Here is a 17,403-nt window from a genome sequence, read left to right as displayed (position 1 = left end):
CAATTCCCCCGATAATCAAAGCCCGGTCGGCCCAAAGGTCGACGGGGTTTCTTTTCAGGTTACGGCTGTGGCCAGATGATACTGTTGGGCGCTTTACCGTCATGGGTGATCAGGAGCGTGCCGTCGATAAGTTCCCAATCCACGAAATAGGCACCGGTCACATCAATGACGGGGGTGGATTGCTGTGCCGGGTAAATCAGTCGGGCGCGTTGTGAATGTGCGCCTTGATGACACACCAGCAGGAATGCGGTTGTGTCTTTGATGCCGGGTTCCGTCAGGACAAAGATGCCGTCCTGATGGCAATTGTCATCGTCGCCTTCGCACATGAAGCAACCAAGTTCTTCGGCAATTTCATCGCCAGTATTCCGGTCGCGAATGAACAGGGTTTGCGTGCCCTGACTGGTGCGAAGTTCCCATTGGTACGGGGTGTGGGCGACTGTGACGGTTTGATCCGGAACTTGCCCCTGGCGACTGGATGCCCCATCCAGTACAAGTCCGTCCGTGTCCGCGTGTCCTTGGTCAGGCTTCTGGGCAAGTGCGGCCGGGGAAAATGCCAAGACCGCACAGATCAGCAGACAGAAACGCCCGACGCGCTGGGATGAATGCATGGGGGATGCTCCAAGAAGCTTGATGCTTGGGTGTTTCAGGCAACTTTAAGCCCGGTGATGGATGTGATGGCGCTGGGCAGGTTTTCATAAGCAGTAACCACCGCATCGGCGCCCAGTGAATTCGCACGGGTGGCATCGACTTCAAAGGCGACGGCGATGGCATGGATATCAGCCGCGCGGGCGGCGTTGACGTCGTTGGCATGGTCGCCGACCATGATGGCGGTATCAGCGGAGCGGTCAAAACCGAGTTTGCCCAGAACAAATTCAAGGAAGCGTCCGTCAGGCTTTTTGACTTCAAATGAATTGCCACCGGCAATGACCGTAAACAGATCGGCGACGCCAAGTTTGGTCAGGATCGCCTTGCACGGGCCTTCGGGCTTGTTGGATGCCAGCGCGATGGTCCAGCCATCTGCTTTGAGTTGGCGCAGCACGGTTTCGGCATTTTCGTAAAGACGGGTATAGGCGTAATCGGTTTCAACATAGCGGTTGTTGAAGTCGATATTGAGTTCATCAAGTGTCGCGTCATCCGGCGTTTGACCGCGTGCGGCAAAGGCGCGCTTGGTCAGCATCCATGTGCCATCACCGAGCATCGCTTCAAGATCGTGACGGCCAAGTGCATCAAGCCCGTGGGCATCAAGCAGTCCATTCATTGCAACCAAAAGATCATCGACCCCGTCAATCAGGGTTCCGTCGAGATCAAACATAATGAATTTTGCCATTGGATTGGGGCTCCGATACGAGGGGATGACATTGTGGCGACAGATTCAGAGGACCTTAACCGAGTTGGTGCCATTAACAAACGGTAACATCCGCTAACAGGCGGTAACAAAACGTGATTCTTTATGGGCTTTTGCCCGGATGGAATATGTTCTAAGACTTGCTGCAAATCAGATAGCCGTGCAGTCACAAGCGATCTGCGCGCAGCACGAACAGGGGATGCTGCACCAAAAATGCAGCAAGCGGATTGATAAATGTCACTTGAGTTAAGTGTTGTCGTTCTGGCCGCCGGTATGGGAACGCGCATGAAAAGCGCATTGCCCAAAGTCATGCACAAGGTTGCCGGCAAACCGATGGTCAATCACGTGATTGATACGGCGGCAAAGCTCAATGCCGGTAAAACCATGGTTGTGGTCGGGCCGGACATGCCCAAACTGGTCGAAACGGTCTCCCCGCATCCGACTTTCGAGCAGACGGACCGCCTGGGAACAGCCCATGCCGTCCTGGCTGCGCGCGACGCGTTGGCTGGGCTTTCGGGCAATGTTCTTGTTCTTTATGCCGACAGTCCGCTTTTTACGGCAGAAACGCTTGAACGGCTTGTGGCCGCACGCGAAGCAGGTGATCACGCGGTTGCAGTACTTGGTTTCCGTCCCGAAGATCCGACCGGCTATGGCCGTCTGGTGACGGACGCAACATCGGGTGAACTTCTGGCGATTGTCGAAGACAAGGAATGTGACGCCGATCAGCGTGCGATCAATTTCTGCAATTCCGGTGTGATGTGTTTCCGCGCCGAAGACATGCTTGCGACCCTTGAGGCGATTGATAACGCCAACGCCAAGGGTGAATATTACTTGACCGATGCGGTGGCGGTGGCCCGTGAAAACGGGCATCGCTGTGTCGCGGTTGAGGTCGACGAGGAAGAAACACTTGGCGTCAATTCCCGTGCGCAGCTTTCTGTCGCCGAGGCCATCATGCAGGATCGCCTGCGCAAGGCCGCGATGGATGATGGTGCGACCCTGATTGATCCGGCGTCGGTTTTCCTGTGTGCCGATACCAAGCTTGGCCGTGATGTGATTGTTGAGCCGAATGTGGTTTTCGGTCCCGGAGTGACGGTTGGCGATAACGTCGTGATCAAGGCGTTCAGTCATCTTGAAAGCTGTGTCGTGGGCGATGCTGCTGATATCGGGCCTTATGCGCGGTTGCGCCCGGGGGCGGAAATCGGCGCGGGTGCCAAGGTTGGCAACTTTGTCGAGATCAAGAAGGCGGTTGTCGAAGACGGGGCCAAGGTTAATCACCTGAGCTATATCGGTGATGCCCGTGTCGGGGCCAAGGCCAATATCGGGGCCGGGACAATCACGTGCAATTATGACGGTTATCGCAAACAGCATACCGATATCGGGGCCGGTGCGTTTATCGGGTCAAACTCGGCCCTTGTGGCGCCGGTTGAAATTGGCGATGGCGCGATTGTCGGCGCGGGCAGCACGATTACCGGCAAGGTCGCGGCAGATGCCCTGACCCTGACCCGGGCAGAGCGTATTGAAAAGGCCGGATGGGCTGCAAAGTTTCGCGAAAAGATGCGCGCCCTGACCGGCAAGAAATAGACCGGCAGTCAGAATTTGAATGTGTCGTGCGCCGGTGCAGCCGGTGCATATGATATGACAAGCGATTTGAAGCAGGAACGTAACAAAAATGTGCGGCATTATCGGGATTATCGGCAAGGACAGCGTCAGCGAACGTATTCTGGAAGGCCTCAAACGCCTTGAATATCGCGGCTATGACAGTGCCGGGATTGCAACGCTGGTCAATGGCGATATTGAACGCCGCCGTGCGGAAGGCAAGCTGATCAATCTTGCCAACCGCCTGGAACAAAGCCCGCTTGCCGGTGATGTCGGGATCGGTCACACCCGTTGGGCAACCCATGGTGTGCCGACCGAAAATAACGCCCATCCACACACCGACGGCAAGGTTGCGGTTGTTCATAACGGCATCATTGAAAACTATCAGGACATCAAGGCGGAACTGTCGGCAAAGGGCCGTGTCTTTGCCACCGAAACCGATACCGAGGTTGTCGTGCATCTGGTGTCCGATTTCCTTGATCAGGGCAAATCACCGCGTGATGCGGTTGCCGCAACCCTGCACCGGATCGAAGGTGCCTTTGCGCTGGTGATCATGATTGCGGGGCATCATGATGTGATCTTTGGCGCACGTCGTGGAACGCCGCTTGCGGTTGGTTTGGGCGAAGGCGAGATGTATCTGGGATCGGATGCCATGGCACTGTCGCATCTGACCAACAAGCTGATTTACCTTGAAGAAGGCGACTGGGTCGAAATGACCCGTGACAGCGTTCAGGTCCGCGACGAAAATGATGTTGATGTCACCCGCGAGACCAAGCTGTCGGCCGTATCTGGCGCCATGATGGGCAAGGGTAATTACAATCACTTCATGCAGAAGGAAATCTTTGAACAGCCAGCCGTGATTGGCGATACCCTGCATGCCTTCATCAACCCGGCGACCCAGACGATCAAGCTGCCTGATATGCCGTTTTCGTTTGCCGATGCGACGCGTTTGACGATTGTTGCTTGTGGCACGTCATTCTATGCCGGTCTGGTGGCAAAACACTGGATCGAACGGTATGCCGGTCTTGGCGTAGATGTCGATGTGGCATCCGAATTCCGCTATCGCTGTCCGCCGCTGCCAAAGGGTGGCGTTGCCCTGTTTATTTCGCAGTCCGGCGAGACGCTTGATACCCTGGCAGCCCTTCGCTATGCGAAATCTAAAGGTCAGAAAATCGTTTCCATCGTCAATGTGCCTGAAAGCACGATTGCACGTGAAAGTGACGTGGTTCTTCTGACCTATGCGGGCCCGGAAATCGGTGTTGCTTCGACCAAGGCATTTACCACGCAGCTTACGGTCCTGGCATGTCTGGCCGTGACCATTGGTCGTGAAAACGGCACCCTTGCCAAGGACGAAGAAGCCGCTATCGTCAATGCGCTGACCGAAGTGCCAAAACATGCAGCCGAAGTCCTGCATCATGACGAGGCGCTTAAGAAGCTCGCGCTTGATATCGCCGATGCCCGGGACGTTTTGTATCTCGGTCGCGGGCTTGGCTATCCGATTGCGATGGAAGGGGCGCTCAAGCTCAAGGAAATTTCCTATATCCACGCGGAAGGTTACGCCGCAGGCGAGATGAAGCACGGACCGATTGCCCTGATCGACCAGTCGGTTCCGATCATTGTTATTGCCCCGTCTGACGAGCTGTTTGAAAAAACCGCATCAAACATGCAGGAAGCTGCTGCACGTGGTGGGCGGGTGATCTTTATCTCGGACGGGCCTGGGCTTTCCAAGCTTGGCGATATGGCATCAGCAACGGTTGAGCTGCCAAAGGTCGCCGATTTCGTCGCCCCGATCCTTTATACCATCCCGGTTCAGATGCTGGCCTATCACGTTGCCGTCCATAAGGGCACGGATGTCGATCAGCCCCGCAACCTTGCGAAATCGGTAACGGTTGAGTAATCGGCGATTTTCGAGACAGAAAAGAACAAGCCGGGTGCGTTTGTGCCCGGCTTTTTTTGTTGTAGTTCCCAATCGCGCGATTGCGGGGAATATGCCAAACTATGGCATCTGCGGGGTTTTGGAACGCGAAGCTGATGATACGGGAAATTTGTTCAGGTTTTGGGGCCAAAGTTGCGCGTATCGGGATCCTGACGGTTTCACTGACGGGACTGTTTGGCTGTGCTGCGCGTCAGCTTGAGACGGCCGATATTTCGCAGATGTCATGTTCTGCGCAGTTAGCCTTTGCCGCTTCACAGATCGACAAGCATAACCTTCGGAATAAAGAAGCTGCGCCCGTGCCAACGTTCCCGTTCTTGCGCGCAAATCGTAATTCGGTGCTGATGGGCAAACAGGTTGGCGCTGCGGTCGCCGGCGGGCAGGCGGCTGATGTGCTTTTTGCCGACTGGGTGGCGCAAATGCGTGGGCTTGATCGTGCTGCGCGGGCATCGGAATTTCGTAATCTTGGTGAAGCGTCAATGTCATCACTTGCGCGTATTGAAGACTGCGCAGATCAGATGGCGGCACAACTGGTTCCCGCTGATTATCAAGCTCTGTCGAAGTCGGTTTTCGTTCCGGACGACTATCTTGATTTTCAGCGGATCGCCGGGTTTTATCCTCTGACGGCTTTTGCAGCCCATTTTGGCTACGAGGGATGGAGGCGCGACAATCTGGGCAGTTTTGACCTTGGGCCGGATGCGTTGATTGGGCTTGGCGCATGGGAAAGCTATCAACTGTCGGGCCAAAACGATGGCGGGGTTGCGACCCTTGCCATAAAGGACATCAGAAAGGACGCATTTGGCCGGCTGGTTCCGACCGCGGTGGAGCTTGAAAATATCGGCCGGGCCTATGCGCCCGAATTTCGCGTCCGGGTACAGTCTGACAGCGACCGGATCGGGCATCCGTCACTATTGGCCAAAGGAGCGGTTGCGCATGTCGATATTGATCGGCCAACGATTTTCTATCGGCTTGGTCACACCTGGTTCAATGATCAATGGCATCCGCAAATCATCTATACCGTCTGGTTCCCGGAGCGCCCGGCACAGGGCATGTTTGACATTCTTGCCGGGCATCTTGATGCCCTGATCTGGCGGGTGACCCTTGATGAAAAGTGGGCGCCATTAATTGCCGATACCATTCACGGATGTGGTTGTTATCACCTGTTTTTCCCAAGCCCGTCTGTGTACCGGATTGAAGCCCCCGAAGATGGCGACATCCGCGAAACGGCGGAAAGTCCGGCTGGTACGGTGGCATCATCGGTTTTGGCCCAGCCGATTCTGTGGATTGATGCCGTCAGTCACTATCTGATGGCGGTCACGGCCCGTGATCAATATGAGGCACATCACACTGTTGCCTCCGCCCTTGTGGCAGAGCAGCAGCTTGGCAGTCTTGCACTTGGCGATGGGACAGGCTTTGCCAGCCTGTATGACGAAGACGGTTTTGTCCCCGGCACCGAACGGTTGGAACGGTTTATCTTGTGGCCGTTGGGGATTGATAAGCCCGGCGCCATGCGCCAGTGGGGGCATCATGCAACGGCCTTTGTCGGTCGACGCCATTTTGACGAGCCGGAATTGCTTGGACGTTATTTCGACCTGAAATGACCGATCCCGGTGCCGGACGTGAGGGCACACCCGAATGATAGGCCGCCGGGAACCCTGATCAGGGGGCATAAATATTTTTCTGCGATTCTGCTGTTGCCCATTGTGATCGGATGGGCACGTATTATTTTACGGCGAGGGGTTGTGTTGGTGATCGGAAAATGTTGTGATCACCACCCCGTCGCACATGGCGGTTTTTCGCGCGCCTCAAACGGCCATAATTGCGCAAAAATCGTGACAGTTCTGCGTCTTTTTGCATCTTCCTATTGACTTTGAACAGGCACTTCAATAAATGCTGTTAGCACTCGCCGGGGGTGAGTGCTAATACGGGCTCATCCCGGTTAGTCGTAGTTTTAAACGAGCCTTAGCTTTAACACGGAGTTGTCTAAAATGAAGTTCCGTCCGCTGCATGATCGAGTACTGGTACGTCGTGTCGAGTCCGACACCAAGACTGCCGGTGGCATCATTATTCCGGATACCGCCAAAGAGAAACCGCAGGAAGGCGAAATCGTCGCTGTTGGTTCTGGCGTTCGCAAAGATGATGGCTCGGTCGTAGCCCTCGACGTCAAAGCAGGTGACAAAGTCCTGTTTGGCAAATGGTCGGGCACCGAAGTCAAGGTCGACGGCGAAGAGCTGCTGATCATGAAAGAGTCCGACATTATGGGCATCATGGAATAAGTCAGCCCTTTGGGTGACTTAAGTCCACGTTCATCCGTCTCATAGAGAGGAAAGAATATTATGGCTGCTAAAGAAGTAAAATTCTCCACCGACGCACGTTCCAAAATGCTGCGCGGTGTCGACATTCTCGCTGATGCCGTCAAAGTGACGCTCGGCCCGAAAGGTCGTAACGTTGTTATCGAAAAATCCTTTGGTGCGCCGCGCGTAACCAAGGACGGTGTTTCGGTCGCCAAAGAAATCGAACTGACCGACAAGTTCGAAAACATGGGCGCACAGATGGTTCGCGAAGTCGCGTCGAAAACCGCCGATCTGGCTGGTGACGGCACCACGACCGCAACCGTTCTGGCACAGGCAATCGTTCGTGAAGGCAACAAGTCCGTTGCTGCCGGCATGAACCCGATGGACCTGAAACGCGGTATCGATCTTGCAACCGCAAAAGTCATCGAATCCATCCAGAGCCGTGCACGTAAAGTTGCCGGTCGCGACGAAATCGCACAGGTTGGTAACATCTCTGCAAACGGTGACCGTGAAGTTGGCGAAATGATCGCCGAAGCCATGGAAAAAGTTGGCAACGAAGGCGTTATCACCGTTGAGGAAGCCAAGGGCCTGCACACCGAACTCGACGTTGTCGAAGGCATGCAGTTCGACCGTGGTTACCTGTCGCCGTACTTCGTGACCAACCCGGAGAAAATGGTCGCAGAAATGGATGCTCCGTACATCCTGCTGTTCGACAAGAAAATCTCCTCGCTTCAGCCGATCCTTCCGCTGCTTGAGTCGGTCGTTCAGTCCGGCAAGCCGCTTCTGATCATTGCTGAAGACATCGAAGGCGAAGCTCTGGCAACCCTGGTTGTCAACAAGCTGCGCGGTGGCCTGAAAATCGCTGCTGTTAAAGCTCCGGGCTTCGGCGACCGTCGTAAAGCAATGCTCGAAGACATCGCCATCCTTACCGGTGGTCAGGTTGTCTCCGAAGATCTCGGCATCAAGCTGGAAAACGTTTCGCTTGATATGCTCGGCACCGCGAAATCTGTCACCATCACCAAAGAAGAAACCACCATCGTTGATGGTGCCGGTGAGAAAGCACAGATCGAAGCACGTGTTGGTCAGATCCGCGCCCAGATCGAAGAAACCACCTCTGATTACGATCGTGAAAAACTGCAGGAACGTCTCGCGAAGCTCGCTGGCGGCGTTGCAGTGATCAAAATCGGCGGCGCTTCGGAAATCGAAGTTAAAGAACGTAAAGACCGTGTTGACGATGCTCTGCACGCAACTCGCGCGGCTGTCGAAGAAGGCATCGTTGCTGGTGGTGGTACGGCTCTGCTGTACTCGGTCAAGGCGCTCGAAGGTCTCGAAGGTGAAAACCATGACCAGACCATCGGTGTTGACATCGTTCGCCGTGCCCTTCAGGCACCGGTTCGTCAGATCGCAACCAACGCTGGCGTAGACGGCGCGGTTGTTGCTGGCAAACTGCTTGAGCAGGACGACGTCGAGTTCGGTTATGACGCCCAGAAAGGCGAATACACCAACCTGATCAAAGCTGGCATCATCGACCCGGCCAAAGTTGTTCGTACTGCTCTGCAGGACGCAGCATCGGTCGCTGGTCTGCTGATCACCACCGAATGCATGATCGCTGAAAAGCCGGAAGACAAGTCGGCTGGCGGCGCACCTGACATGGGTGGCATGGGTGGTATGGGCGGCATGGGTGGCATGGGCTTCTAAGCCTTACACCTACCGACCTTGCACTACAGGAAGGGCTCCGCATTTGCGGGGCCCTTTTCTGTTGGGGAATTTCGTATGTTTGCGACCAGACAGGGGCATGAAACGCGGCGCGTGATGTCGGGCCAGCAAGCAGTATCTGGTCGGGTGGGGCGTAACGCACCTGTTCAAGGGGACGTTTGCTATAGGGCGGCAAAATCCCGTTTGCTCAGGTCAACAGATCACTACACCGTGTTGCGCATGGTCTCGGGATCCGGGAAGCTGACATCGGTGGTACCCGGCGCGCGATATACCCGGTTGCGGCCGGTATTCTTGGCCTGATAAAGGGCCCAGTCGGCACGTCTTAGCGTGATGTCGGGAAGTTCGCTGTCGCGATGGGCAGCAACACCGGCGCTGATGGTGATGTCGATGTGATGGCCATCCGCCAGGATCGGTTCGGCACAAACATTTTTCCGGATACGTTCGGCCACAGCAGCCCCGGCAGCACAATCATTTTGCGGCAGCAAGATCACGAATTCTTCGCCGCCAAGCCGGAAGAACAGCTTTTCCTCTTCAAACCGCAGGGCGCGTGATGTTATGTCGCATATCCGTTTCAGAACAATATCCCCGCAATCATGTCCGAACGTGTCATTGACCTTTTTGAAGTGATCAATATCGAGCATCACCATGCAATAAGGCCGGTTGGTGCGCAGGGACAAGGCATGAACACGACGGGCATAATCCTCGAAGGCGGTGCGGTTCAAAAGCCCGGTTAGCGGATCATGGCGGGCCTTGAATTCAAGATCGATCCGTTTGAGTTTCTGATGGTGGATGTTCTTGAGCAGGCCGATCATCCGTTTGGGTTCGCGATTGCGGTCCCATTCAATGACCGACCCGCTGTGATGGAACCAGTTCCACTGATCTTCCGATCCGACATGCATGCGGACTTCTATTTCAAAGGCCGGTTTGTTGCCGCTGATATGTTCGGCGATGGCTGCATCGAATTGTTTGCGGTCATCGGCGTGAATGCGGTCCTTGAAGCTGTCAAAAGTCAGGCAGACTTCGCCGTGATGGATTTCCATCAACCGGTACAGGTTATCGGAATAGTATCCCTGCTGCTTGGCGAAATCCCAGTCCCAAAGACCCTGACCGGTGCTATCAAGGGCGAATTGCAGCCGCTTGTCGAGTTCAAGGCGCTTGCGTTCATTGCGGCGTTTGGTCTTGCGGTCAATGCGGATTTGCAAAAACAGAAACAGGGTCACGGCAATCACCACGCCCGATGCAATCAGCGCGGTCTGACGGGTGGTGTCATAGTTACCCATGAAACTGTTGATCGGCACCTGCATGTAAATGGTGATCGGAAGACCATCAAGGTTCTTGCGCGCCAGCACAAAATCCCCAAACAGGGCAACACCCCCCATATCGATCTTGTCGCTGTCGGCATTCAGATCCCAGAATGCTTCTTCCTGACGGGCGGAAAACCAGTCGGTAGTTCCGATATGGGGTGACTGGACTTCGGCCAGAAGATCATCGGTATTGAGGGTCGCAACCCGCATCCGTGAGCCGGCAAGGAACCGTTCAAGCGGCGTGTCCTCATACGGGTTTTCAATCGCCAGAAAGATCACTATCACGCCAAGAAACGTACCGTTCGGCGACCAGATGCCGCGTTCAACAGCAAGATATCCAGATTTCAGGCCAAGGGTCGATGTGGCGCGAAAGGCCGGTTCGATCCAGTCATCGCGATGGCGTGCAATGATTTCCGAAACCGGAAGGACGGTTTTATCAAAATCAAAAAATGTGAAGTCATGGGCAATCCTGCCCGCCGCATCAAGCAGGATATACCCGACCAGATTGTTGTCATCCTTGATCATGGTTGACAGATGACGTTCAAGATCAAAATCGGGAACAATCACTGCTTCGCGTGCCGCCATCAGGGCGGTGTTGTCAGCCTTGATCAGGATGCTTGAAAGATTGTCGCCATAGGTGGTGATGGCAAAGCCGGTGGTATCGATCGCACGCTGACGGGCGGTTTGCCGTTCTGAGACCGTCTGCCAGGCCATCAGGAACAACACGCCAAGGAGCAATCCGATCGACAAAAAGACGCTCAGGAACTGTTCGTCAAGGATGCGCCGCCAGCCAGGATATGTGGTTTTTACCGGCATTACGGTTGTCCCGCGATCTGGGTCAGGGTGCGAACGGCAGATTGCGATATGCCTGCTGTCGCGGCGAGTTCCCCCTGATGGGCAAGCAGCACAAGGCGCTGCTTCTGGCGTTCAGCCATACCCGGGTCGGCAATGTCGATATTGTTTTGTGCCGCGGTAATCAGGGATGCCTGTTGGTGCGTGACCGCCAGTTTCCGGCCGTCATCAATCATATCTTCCCAGACCTGCAAGATGATATCACGCGTTGCCGGTTTCAGCCGGGCCCAGACATCATGGGAAATCAGCGGCACATAAAACGGATAATAGGAATAGCTCAGAAACGCATGGGCAATGCCGTGCTTCCAAAGGGCGGCGCTGACCACGGTGCTGGTGGTGGTTAGAAGACCGTCTATTTCCTTGCGATCAAGGGCGTCGGGAACGTTGGGCCAGGGGATCAACACAGGAATGGCCCCCATGGCCTTAAGCCGCAAGGCATTGCCTTCGCCCCCGGCATAACGGATGCGCAATCCGCGAAGGTCCCCGAAATGATTGACCGCGACGTTGCGGGTAAAAATATGGGCCGGTCCCAGATCAAGCCACCTTCCCAGAACCCGGACATTAAGGTTCTTTTCAAGGGACTGGTTCAATCGCGTTCCGAAATCGCCATCGACAATCTTGCGCACATCGGCAGAGCCGAGCCCCATGAAGCTGGGCAATAAAAGCGCATTGAGGTCGGCCGAAAATCGACCAAGGTGCCAGATGCCCGGGGCGGCCATTGCGATCCGTCCGGTCGATAATGCCTCGGCGACGTCGCGGTCCTTGAAGGCCTGGGCCGAATGAATGACCCGAAACCTGTGTTCGGATATCTCGGAATTCAGGGTTGCGGCAAATTTCTGAAGGAAAATGGTCTGGAAATGATCGGCAGTGTTTTCGGTCGAAATCAGGATTTCGGCACTGCGCGCGCCAGTGACAGTCAGCGTCATGCAACAGGCGATAACAAGTGCGCGCAATACAGATTTCACGTTCCTGGTCCTTGGCAGAAATTGGCAGGCACCGTGTAAAAGGCGCGCTGTTTTGAATGATTTCAGAATGTTGCCAAAGTAGGGGAAAGGTCGGATAGGTAGCCTTGACCTACATCAAGAAAACCTATCCGATCGTCTAGTTTTTGCGGATGGGGCTTTACCCGACGGGGATCAGCCGAACAGTTTCTTCAGGCTGCGTGGCTGGCAGCGCAGATATTGCGGGGCTGCTTTGACTTCGGCGCCAAGGGTTGCCGCGGCATGCCATGGCCAGCGCGGATCATAGAGAATACCGCGCGCAAGGGCGATGGCATCGGCCTGACCGGTAAAGATGATGGCTTCGGCCTGTTCTGCTTCGGTAATCAGGCCGACAGCGATGGTGGTCATGCCGGTTTCGGCCTTGATGCGGGCCGCAAACGGGACCTGATAGTTCGGGCCAAGCGGGATTTTCTGATCAATATGCAGGCCACCGGAAGACACATCGATAAAGTCGCATCCGCGTACTTCAAGAAGCTTTGCCAGTTCGACGCTTTGATCGATATCCCAGCCACCATCAACCCAGTCGGTTGCCGAAATACGGATGCCAAGCGGATAGTCGGTACCGACTTCAGCGCGAAGGGCGTCATAGACTTCAAGAACAAGGCGGGTGCGGTTTTCAAACGATCCACCATATTCGTCGTCACGCTTGTTGGCGTGCGGTGACAAAAACTGATGCAGCAGATATCCGTGTGCCGCGTGAATTTCAATCGCGTCAAAGCCGATGCGAATAGCACGCTTGGCGCTTTCGACAAATGCCTGCACGATTTCGGAAATCCGCGATTTGCTCAGAGCTTCGGGGATCGGGTCACCATCACGGAACGGAACAGCCGACGGTGCGCAAACCTGCCAGCCATTGGCATGGTCGGGATCAATGGCATGTCCACCAAGCCACGGCTTTTCACAGGATGCCTTGCGCCCGGCATGGGCCAACTGAATGGCAATCGGCATGTCGGAATGGCTGCGCACAGCGGAAATGGTTTTGGCAAGGGCGGCTTCGGTTTCGTCATCCCAAAGTCCGACATCGCCATAGGTAATCCGGCCTTCCGGTTCGACAGCAGTTGCTTCAATGATCAGCAATCCCGCACCGGACTGGGCAAGGTTGCCCAGATGCATCGGGTGCCAGTCGGTGGTTTTGCCGTTATCTGCGGAATACTGGCACATCGGTGCGATGATTACGCGGTTATCAAGGGCCAGCTTGCCAAGTGACAGCGGTGAAAAAAGAGTACTCATGGATCATCCTTATCAGGGAGGTCGGTCTTCGGACCGACAAACAATGCAAAGAAGCTAATCCGCCAGACACGGGAGTGCCAGTCTCTGTTTTGGATTTTGTCAAAAATGACAGGCTGTTTAACGGGTTAGGTGGAAGCGATCGGGGATGATACAGGGGGCGCGATCAGGGCGGGCTGCAAAAAATATCAAAAAAATGTGCCGGCCCACTTGCGGAAAATTTCCTGTGCTCTATCTCAAGTTTGCAAAGGGGCATGGTGCCCCGATACGCGTCAAGGTTGCAGCCTGGTCTGGACTGATGGCGCAAGAATACTCGTCTGTAACGGAGGGTAATTATGACTGGTCTTCAGACTCTTAATGGATCCGCACGTCGTCTTGCATCTGCACCGACCTATGGTGATCCTTTCTCGCTTATTTCCCGTGATTTTGATCGCATGATCGGTTCGATCTTTGGGGATCGCGTAACCGCGTCACAGGCTTTTGCCGATGACAACGAAGCCGCGAAAACCCTTTTGAACCCGCGTATCGATGTTCACGAAACCGATGATCATATCGAACTGTCCGCCGAACTTCCCGGTGTGGAACAGGATGATGTTGATGTGTCGGTCCTTGAAGGTGTTCTGACCATCACCGGTGAAAAGAAATCCACCCGTGAATCAAACGAAGGTGCCCGCGTCATCGAACGCAGCTATGGCAGCTTCAAACGGTCGTTCCGCCTGAATGATACGATTGATGTTGATAACATTACCGCATCATTCAAGAACGGTGTTCTGGTCCTTACTCTCCCCAAAGTAGCGGAACAGAAACCCGAGCCGCGCAAGATTACTGTCAGCGGCTAAGTGTTGTCTCTCCTCCCTGAGAAGCTTTCCCTGTGTTGCCTGACGGGCGGTTTTTACCGCCCGTCTTTTTTTATCCGGCTCCTCACATGGTGACCGGGCTGCCCGTCTTCTGGTGTATCCACACTATCAAAGGAGACCCTGAGATGAGCAGCACACTTGGCGATCTGGCCAATGATTATGCGACGGCGTATAGGGCCGATCTTGCATCTTTTCGAACCGAAACCCAGACCGATCAGCTTTGCGCCATTGCCAGTCGTGTCGCACAAAGCTGCACCGCAGTCGAAACAGGTGGCAAAGAAGTGTCCGTCGCGCAAAGCGAAATTTCCGGCGCGATCATCATCGGCGAGGCGACGGCTAAAAAGCTTGCCAAGGATGATGCTGCCTGGATCGCACGGCAGGCTGCTGTCAATCAGACAGAGTTGCGCAAGAAGGCCGAAGAACAGCAGGCACGTGATCAGACACTTTTATCCAGTCTCAAAGACCTATCGGGAAAGCTGGTCGGTACAAACAAGACCGATAGCGGTTATGAGCAATCGGTCGAAGGATTTGAAGATACCCTTGCATCTGGTGCGCTGGTCGCATCCTGATCCGGTGTCACGTTCTTTCTGGCGGGTCCGGACAGCATTGCCCGGACCCGCCATGTTTTTAGTTACGGGGTAGGCAGCGCCCTTTGGGTGTTGATCAGGTGGTTGTTCGTCAACCAGTTCCCGATGCGGTCGGCAAAGGCTTTGTTTTCCGTTGTTGCCCACTGGTTCTTTCTGAGTTCGAGATAGGTAAAAGTTCCGCCCGCATCATATCCCGCACCAGCCCAATCACGGCGAACCCGTATGGCGGCAACGACGTCCTTATAGGGGACATTAAGAACCGCAAGTTCACGGGCATAAAGGTTCTGTCGCGCCATCTGGCGTTCGGTCGCCCCGAACCTGGCGGCATTGTTAAAGACGTTCTGCTGGATCGAATAGGTCGGGCACCAGTATCCCTGTAATCGTACACAATAAACCCATGTTTCGGCAGCCGGTTCCGGCTGACCGGGAACCTTGGGCGGGAAAAGGGCGCCGATTTCATGCGTCCCCGAAAGGCATACGGCCGTGTAATGCGCAAGGTCCTGATCGCCTTTGCGATAGACAATGGCGGGCGTTGCCGGGGATGTGCCGCGGCGTGAAAAGCCATGACCAAAAATCTCGTCGGGGCTTCGTGTATCTCCACGCCATGCATACAGGGCCCGGTTGCTTTGGGATGTGTTGCGTTTGAGGTCCGGCGGCACCCAAAGATAGTCGACATAGGCAAATGCAGAGCGTTCATTTGACAGCAAAGCCCAGAAATCATCCGCGCAATTCGTCCCGTAAACCTTTTGTGTCCGCCCGGAATTTTCGAGGTCCACATTCTCGATATAAAGCTCTATGCCGCCAATTTTCTCTGTTGTCATGACATGCCTCGTTTGATTCAGTGCGATGCATTCCGACGGAGAGACAATGAAACTGTGAGAAACCGGCGAACCGGTTCGGGCAAAAGCAAAAGGCCGGGTTCGTGATCAACCCGGCCTTGGAAATGTGATGTCGCTTGTAAGCGCATGCTTATCCGGTTTTGCTATAACCGATCTTGTGATCGAGCGGCATTTCAAAAAGTCCGGTCGCATCAAACTGTTCAAGGGCCGATATCCATGGGGCGAGATCGATATTCTGCGCCTTGATCCAGTCCGGGTTGTAGTAGGTGTCGCGATAACGATCCCCGCCATCGCACAGCAAGGTCACAACCGATCCGGATTGCCCGGCCTTTTTCATTTGAGTGATCAGTGACAGGGTCGCAATCAGGTTGGTGCCGGTCGATCCGCCGCAGCGTCGGCCAAGATGCCGTTCGAGATAATGAAGTGCAGCAAAGCTTGCGGCATCAGGGATGCGATACATCCGGTCAACCACGGTCGGGTTGAAGCTGGGTTCGACGCGCGGGCGGCCAATGCCTTCGACCCGTGACCCTGTCGTTCCGGTGACCGAGCAGTCCCCCGTTTCATATGCATCATAAAAGACCGAGTTTTCAGGATCGGCGACGCAGAGCTCGCACCCTTGGCCCAATGTGCGTCCATACCGGATATAACGGCCGATGGTCGATGATGTGCCGCCCGTGCCGGCCCCGACCACAACCCAGCGCGGCACCGGATGGGGTTCGCGTTTGAGCTGGTCAAAGATGCTTTCGGCGATGTTGTTATTGCCGCGCCAGTCGGTAGCCCGTTCGGCAAAGGTGAACTGATCCATGTAGTGACCGTCAAGTTCACGGGCCAGACGCTGGGACTCTTCGTAAATCTGGCCGCTGTGATCAACCAGATGACTTTCGCCACCATAAAAGGCGATCTGATCGATCTTTTGCTGCGAGGTCGATTTCGGCATCACGGCAATGAAGCGCAAGCCAAGCAGACGGGCAAAATAGGCTTCTGATACGGCGGTTGACCCGCTTGATGCCTCGATAATCGGGGTGTCCCGGGTGATCCAGCCATTGCACAATCCATACAGAAACAGCGACCGCGCCAGACGGTGTTTCAGACTGCCCGACGGGTGGGTCGATTCATCTTTCAGATACAGCCCGATGCCATCAAGTTTTGGCAAATCAAGACGGATCAGATGTGTATCGGCAGAACGATTGAAATCAGCTTCGATCATGCTGATGGCGTCTGCCACCCATTGGCGGTCATATGTCATGTTGGTTCCTGACATCTGTTGAATCACGTGGTTTCGACCTGTGCGGATCGGCAATGGGCATCTGTGTAGGGGATTATAATACAAAAAACTACAGTGAAATTGTGTCGATACATTTCTGCAATCACCAGTTTTTTAGGAGATTGGGCTTGCTAACACTTTTTTCAAAGCTAACCTCTAGGATACAAGGTTCCCGATTCTTCCGACCTGACTGGATGGCCCGAAAATCATGGCTGATGACGACAAAGATCCGTTTTCCACACGACATGGTGCATCTGAAATCGGTGCGGCCTATGACGTGCCGGTGCGCGTTTCGACCGTGATCGGCAAAAGCCAGATCCAGGTTGCGCAATTGATGCGTCTGACCCGTGGTGCGGTGCTTGAACTTGATCGCAGGGTCGGGGAGCCTGTTGATATCTATGTCAATAACCGGCTTGTTGCGCGTGGCGAACTTGTCGTGGTTGACGAAAATCTGGGCGTGACCATCACCGAAGTCGTCAAGACCGGTACTATCATCGAGACCCATCACTAAAATTCTGACCGCAGCGTTATGAAGCAAACCCGCCGTTTCTCGGCTGATGGCGGGCATTTTGTCATGCGAAGGAACTT

15 protein-coding genes are annotated in these 17,403 nt (G+C 54.8%); 8 read left to right on the top strand and 7 right to left on the bottom strand.

What is annotated here, in order from left to right; translation table 11 throughout:
* Nucleotides 1-59 precede the first annotated feature (59 nt).
* Both CU041_RS16485 and CU041_RS16480 read right to left on the bottom strand, forming a co-directional pair.
* Nucleotides 60-608 (bottom strand): hypothetical protein, encoded by a 549-nt coding sequence (locus CU041_RS16485; RefSeq protein WP_101247727.1) that lies wholly within the window; start codon nt 606-608, stop codon nt 60-62.
* A 35-nt stretch (nt 609-643) separates the two neighbouring features.
* Complete coding sequence (locus tag CU041_RS16480) at nt 644-1,327, bottom strand: HAD-IA family hydrolase (RefSeq protein WP_101247726.1); 684 nt, start codon at nt 1,325-1,327, stop codon at nt 644-646.
* Nucleotides 1,328-1,579: 252 nt separating this feature from the next.
* Between CU041_RS16480 and glmU the strand changes: the two genes are divergently transcribed.
* The 5 genes from glmU to groL all read left to right on the top strand — a co-directional run bounded on the left by glmU (nt 1,580) and on the right by groL (nt 8,866).
* Entirely contained in the window at nt 1,580-2,926 is a 1,347-nt protein-coding gene (glmU, locus tag CU041_RS16475) for a bifunctional UDP-N-acetylglucosamine diphosphorylase/glucosamine-1-phosphate N-acetyltransferase GlmU (protein ID WP_101247725.1), read from the top strand.
* A gap of 88 nt (nt 2,927-3,014) precedes the next feature.
* Nucleotides 3,015-4,838 (top strand): glutamine--fructose-6-phosphate transaminase (isomerizing), encoded by a 1,824-nt coding sequence (gene glmS / locus CU041_RS16470; RefSeq protein ID WP_101247724.1) that lies wholly within the window; start codon nt 3,015-3,017, stop codon nt 4,836-4,838.
* Nucleotides 4,839-4,972: 134 nt separating this feature from the next.
* Nucleotides 4,973-6,475, top strand: coding sequence for a hypothetical protein (locus tag CU041_RS16465; protein ID WP_170310281.1), 1,503 nt, complete (start codon nt 4,973-4,975; stop codon nt 6,473-6,475).
* 387 nt (nt 6,476-6,862) lie between these two features.
* Complete coding sequence (gene groES, locus CU041_RS16460) at nt 6,863-7,150, top strand: co-chaperone GroES (protein WP_068518636.1); 288 nt, start codon at nt 6,863-6,865, stop codon at nt 7,148-7,150.
* Nucleotides 7,151-7,210: 60 nt separating this feature from the next.
* Nucleotides 7,211-8,866: a chaperonin GroEL gene (gene groL, locus CU041_RS16455; protein ID WP_068518635.1), complete on the top strand. Its 1,656-nt coding sequence runs from the start codon at nt 7,211-7,213 to the stop codon at nt 8,864-8,866.
* Between the two features lie 221 nt (nt 8,867-9,087).
* On the opposite strand, the gene CU041_RS16450 is transcribed toward groL, so the two are convergent.
* From CU041_RS16450 to CU041_RS16440, 3 genes are all read right to left on the bottom strand, one after another.
* Entirely contained in the window at nt 9,088-11,004 is a 1,917-nt protein-coding gene (locus tag CU041_RS16450) for a GGDEF domain-containing protein (RefSeq protein ID WP_101247722.1), read from the bottom strand.
* Nucleotides 11,004-12,005: a TRAP transporter substrate-binding protein DctP gene (gene dctP, locus CU041_RS16445; RefSeq protein ID WP_170310280.1), complete on the bottom strand. Its 1,002-nt coding sequence runs from the start codon at nt 12,003-12,005 to the stop codon at nt 11,004-11,006. The genes CU041_RS16450 and dctP overlap by 1 nt, the downstream gene beginning before the upstream one ends.
* Nucleotides 12,006-12,176: 171 nt before the next feature.
* A complete protein-coding gene (locus CU041_RS16440; RefSeq protein ID WP_101247720.1) occupies nt 12,177-13,271 on the bottom strand; it encodes an NADH:flavin oxidoreductase/NADH oxidase in 1,095 nt (364 codons plus the stop codon).
* Nucleotides 13,272-13,603: 332 nt separating this feature from the next.
* Between CU041_RS16440 and CU041_RS16435 the strand changes: the two genes are divergently transcribed.
* Nucleotides 13,604-14,107, top strand: coding sequence for an Hsp20/alpha crystallin family protein (locus CU041_RS16435; protein ID WP_101247719.1), 504 nt, complete (start codon nt 13,604-13,606; stop codon nt 14,105-14,107).
* A 143-nt stretch (nt 14,108-14,250) separates the two neighbouring features.
* A complete protein-coding gene (locus CU041_RS16430; protein WP_101247718.1) occupies nt 14,251-14,694 on the top strand; it encodes a hypothetical protein in 444 nt (147 codons plus the stop codon).
* Nucleotides 14,695-14,756: 62 nt separating this feature from the next.
* Here CU041_RS16430 and CU041_RS16425 read toward each other — a convergent pair whose 3' ends face one another.
* Both CU041_RS16425 and CU041_RS16420 read right to left on the bottom strand, forming a co-directional pair.
* Nucleotides 14,757-15,533: a hypothetical protein gene (locus CU041_RS16425; RefSeq protein ID WP_101247717.1), complete on the bottom strand. Its 777-nt coding sequence runs from the start codon at nt 15,531-15,533 to the stop codon at nt 14,757-14,759.
* A gap of 148 nt (nt 15,534-15,681) precedes the next feature.
* The gene (locus CU041_RS16420) at nt 15,682-16,797 is read right to left on the bottom strand and encodes a PLP-dependent cysteine synthase family protein (RefSeq protein ID WP_101247799.1); all 1,116 of its coding nucleotides are present in this window, start codon (nt 16,795-16,797) and stop codon (nt 15,682-15,684) included.
* A gap of 226 nt (nt 16,798-17,023) precedes the next feature.
* Between CU041_RS16420 and fliN the strand changes: the two genes are divergently transcribed.
* A complete protein-coding gene (gene fliN / locus CU041_RS16415) occupies nt 17,024-17,326 on the top strand; it encodes a flagellar motor switch protein FliN (protein ID WP_068518627.1) in 303 nt (100 codons plus the stop codon).
* Nucleotides 17,327-17,403: the final 77 nt, after the last annotated feature.

Origin of the sequence: Thalassospira povalilytica (assembly GCF_002844235.1) — a bacterium.
GTDB lineage: Bacteria > Pseudomonadota > Alphaproteobacteria > Rhodospirillales > Thalassospiraceae > Thalassospira > Thalassospira povalilytica.
The sequence above is the reverse complement of the archived record's forward strand: the minus strand, read 5'-3'. Positions and strand labels throughout refer to the sequence as shown.

Excerpts from the sequence above, each read along its gene's own strand:
- CU041_RS16440 (WP_101247720.1), bottom strand. The coding sequence starts at position 13,271 with ATGAGTACTCTTTTTTCACCGCTGTCACTTGGCAAGCTGGCCCTTGAT.
- CU041_RS16420 (WP_101247799.1), bottom strand. The coding sequence starts at position 16,797 with ATGACATATGACCGCCAATGGGTGGCAGACGCCATCAGCATGATCGAA.
- CU041_RS16465 (WP_170310281.1), top strand. The coding sequence starts at position 4,973 with ATGATACGGGAAATTTGTTCAGGTTTTGGGGCCAAAGTTGCGCGTATC.
- glmS (WP_101247724.1), top strand. The coding sequence starts at position 3,015 with ATGTGCGGCATTATCGGGATTATCGGCAAGGACAGCGTCAGCGAACGT.
- CU041_RS16450 (WP_101247722.1), bottom strand. The coding sequence starts at position 11,004 with ATGCCGGTAAAAACCACATATCCTGGCTGGCGGCGCATCCTTGACGAA.
- CU041_RS16480 (WP_101247726.1), bottom strand. The coding sequence starts at position 1,327 with ATGGCAAAATTCATTATGTTTGATCTCGACGGAACCCTGATTGACGGG.
- glmU (WP_101247725.1), top strand. The coding sequence starts at position 1,580 with ATGTCACTTGAGTTAAGTGTTGTCGTTCTGGCCGCCGGTATGGGAACG.
- CU041_RS16435 (WP_101247719.1), top strand. The coding sequence starts at position 13,604 with ATGACTGGTCTTCAGACTCTTAATGGATCCGCACGTCGTCTTGCATCT.
- CU041_RS16425 (WP_101247717.1), bottom strand. The coding sequence starts at position 15,533 with ATGACAACAGAGAAAATTGGCGGCATAGAGCTTTATATCGAGAATGTG.
- groL (WP_068518635.1), top strand. The coding sequence starts at position 7,211 with ATGGCTGCTAAAGAAGTAAAATTCTCCACCGACGCACGTTCCAAAATG.
- fliN (WP_068518627.1), top strand. The coding sequence starts at position 17,024 with ATGGCTGATGACGACAAAGATCCGTTTTCCACACGACATGGTGCATCT.
- CU041_RS16485 (WP_101247727.1), bottom strand. The coding sequence starts at position 608 with ATGCATTCATCCCAGCGCGTCGGGCGTTTCTGTCTGCTGATCTGTGCG.
- CU041_RS16430 (WP_101247718.1), top strand. The coding sequence starts at position 14,251 with ATGAGCAGCACACTTGGCGATCTGGCCAATGATTATGCGACGGCGTAT.
- groES (WP_068518636.1), top strand. The coding sequence starts at position 6,863 with ATGAAGTTCCGTCCGCTGCATGATCGAGTACTGGTACGTCGTGTCGAG.